This window comes from Lactobacillus sp., assembly GCF_051873315.1.
GTDB lineage: Bacteria > Bacillota > Bacilli > Lactobacillales > Lactobacillaceae > Lactobacillus.
Genome location: NZ_JBJEES010000052.1, coordinates 1 through 2,755 on the forward strand (window position 1 = coordinate 1; position 2,755 = coordinate 2,755).

Below are 2,755 nucleotides of genomic sequence, written 5' to 3' on the forward strand. Positions count from 1 at the left end.
ACAAATGCCTCATCAGTCAGCTGGTAGCTGGCCTGGATGCCCCGGAGAACCGGCGGACAGGACCCGGTAATGCTGATCCCCCGGCCTTGGTAATCGTCGATTTCGAGGTCAGCTTTTTCCAGCTCACCCCGCTTGGCTGGGACAAGCTGCTTATTGTTCAAATTCTCGACTTTACTGCCTTCAACAGCCGCGAAAAAGCTGTCAATTCGGCCGGAAGCAATCTCAATGCTTCTTTTTGTCTCCCCGTATATATCGGCACCATCGGCCGCGATCGTGGCCAAAAAGCTGAACAGGCGCTGGCTGGCCGGGTCAAAAGAATCCGGTGACAGCAAAACTTCTTCTTTCCCCAGGGAAATTGGCCGCCAGTTTATAACGTCATTTACGAAGGTCTCGATGTTTTTCACCACATAGAGCCGCTTTTTGCCGACTTTAAACTTGACTAAAAAAGATCCGCCAAGCTCGCTTTCCAGCTGGGCCAAAAGCTTAACGTCCTCTAAGGCATCTTGGTCAAATTCTTCCAGCATCTCTGCCCTGGTCAGGGCCTGGTCTGCCTGATAGTCAGTTACTTCACCCGGGTTTTCCCGCATGATTATATAGACCAGCTTCTGCAAAAGGGCAATTTCATGCCGGCAAGGTCCAGTGATCTGGTCCTGCTGGCATTCGTCATAAGTGCATTTCAGCTCGATCACTTTATCCGGGCTGACCTTGACCTCGGCTTCTTCGTCTTGACCTGTACGGGGAGAAAACTGGCCGAATGACTTAGCGGTCAGAAGCTGCTCACCATCTTCACTCACCTTGACAAATCCCAAATTGGCCAAGGCAGGATTTTTATTGATCCGCTCCCAAAGGACCGGGTCAAAGTCGACAGATTCAAGGATCTTGCCAGCGTCAAAAATATAATTGACGTATTTCTGGCCCATTCCATATACTTTGTCAATTATCTCTTTCTGACGCTTTTTGCGCTCGTCAATTGTCAAATCACTGGTCAAGGGTTCCTGGATGGCCTGCATCCCTTCGATAAAAAGCTCCGTGGCGTACAAACAAGCTGCCTCGTGCTTGCAGTTGTAGCCTTCAGCAGCGTAGGGGCAGTCGCAGTCCATCCATTTGATCTCGCTCCAGTCGTCAGAGAAGTCGATCGTTACATCATAGCTGTTCCCTGGCTTGCCAACCCGGCAGTGAATGCCAGCCGGCAATTCGCTGTAGCTGGGCGCGTAGACCCAGTCCCTTTTCCAGTAGTCCCTTCCCCGGTCCAGGATCCGGTTGGAAAAAAGCTTTCTCCATTGCAGCGTCATCTAATCACCTATTCCTTAGTTAGTCTTCTGCCTGCTCGTCTGCTCTGATCTGCCGCAGCATTCTGACCTCTTCTGGCGTCAAATTCCGCTTCTCCAGCAGGTCCGGCCGGTGCAATTTAGTGGCCTTCAAGGCCTGGTAGTGCCGCCATTCGTCAATCTTGCCGTGGTTGCCTGAAAGGAGGACATCTGGCACCTCTTGCCCCTCAAAATCAGCTGGCCGGGTGTATTGCGGATATTCCAACAGGCCGTCTGAGAAGGATTCTTCAACTGGTGACAAGGCATTGCCCAAGATTCCTGGCAAAAGGCGGACAGTGGCGTCGATCATGCTCATGGTTGGCAGCTCCCCGCCAGTCAAAACGTAGTCGCCGATGGAGACAGTTTCGTCAGCCAGGTCATAAACCCGCTGGTCAAAGCCTTCAAAGTGCCCGCAGATAAAGGTCAGATTTTCTTCCTTGGACCACTCTTGAGCCATCTGCTCGTTGAAAGTCTTCCCCTGAGGAGCCGTAATGATGACCTTGCCCTTGTTTTCAAGCGAATCTAAGGCCTTCTTGATTGGCATCACCTGCAAAACCATCCCGGCCCCGCCCCCATAAGGAGTGTCATCGACGGATTTGTGCGGCCGGTCTGAAAAATCGCGGAAGTTAACCAGGTTCAACTTCCACTTGCCATCTTCCTGCCCCCGGCCCAGCAAGGATACCTGCAAGGGGGTAAACATTTCAGGGAAAAGGGTCAATACGTTGATGTTCACTATCTCAAGCCCTCCATTAATTCAACCCGGACTTCTTTTTTAGCAATATCCACGCTCTTAACGACTTGCGGGATGTATGGGAGCCAGAAGCTCTTGCCGTTTTCGTCAGTTACTTCCCAGATGTCATTGGCGCCTGGAGCTTCGATATCAGTCAATTCGCCGATTTCTTCCCCGCTTTTATCGTCCAGCACCTTGCAGCCCAAGAGGTCCCGGTAGTAGTAGACCCCATCAGGCAGTTCCCCCTGGTCTTCTTCGCTGATCAAGATTTCCGTTCCCTTCAGCTTTTCAGCCTGGTCGATATCAGTGATTTCCTCAAAAGTTACCAGCCAGAACTGCTTAAAGGGCCGGCCAGCAGCGACCGTCACTTCCCGGCTGCCATCGCCCAGGTAGAGACGTGACCCAGTCCTAAAACGGTCTTCCGGAAAGTCGGTGGTCAAAGCGACCTTGACTTCACCCTTCAAGCCGTGGGTCGCGATGATTTTGCCAACATTGTAGTAATTCATATTGTTTGTTTTTTCCTTTTCAAATAAAAAAAGTTTGAAGCTAGTGCCCCAAACCTTTTCCAATTATTTGTTGTACTTTTCGTCGTGCAACTTAGCCATCAAGCCAGCGCCTGAAAGAAGTGAACGAACAGTGTCTGAAGGTTGTGCACCCTTCTTCAACCATTCAAAGATCTTGTCTTCGTCAAGCTTCAATTCCTTTGGTTGTGAAACTG

General features: G+C 50.9%; 3 protein-coding genes and 1 pseudogene. All 4 read right to left on the minus strand.

Features of this window, described 5'->3' with window-relative positions; genetic code table 11:
* On the minus strand, nucleotides 1-1,292 hold a 1,292-nt coding region (locus ACI32D_RS02830; protein ID WP_439775136.1), incomplete at its 3' end, for an SWIM zinc finger family protein.
* 19 nt (nucleotides 1,293-1,311) lie between these two features.
* Entirely contained in the window at nucleotides 1,312-2,040 is a 729-nt protein-coding gene (trmD, locus tag ACI32D_RS02835; protein ID WP_439775137.1) for a tRNA (guanosine(37)-N1)-methyltransferase TrmD, read from the minus strand.
* The gene (rimM, locus tag ACI32D_RS02840) at nucleotides 2,040-2,543 is read right to left on the minus strand and encodes a ribosome maturation factor RimM (protein ID WP_439775138.1); all 504 of its coding nucleotides are present in this window, start codon (nucleotides 2,541-2,543) and stop codon (nucleotides 2,040-2,042) included. The genes trmD and rimM overlap by 1 nt, the downstream gene beginning before the upstream one ends.
* Before the next feature lie 63 nt (nucleotides 2,544-2,606).
* Nucleotides 2,607-2,755: pseudogene (gene rpsP, locus ACI32D_RS02845) on the minus strand (30S ribosomal protein S16); the annotation flags it as partial.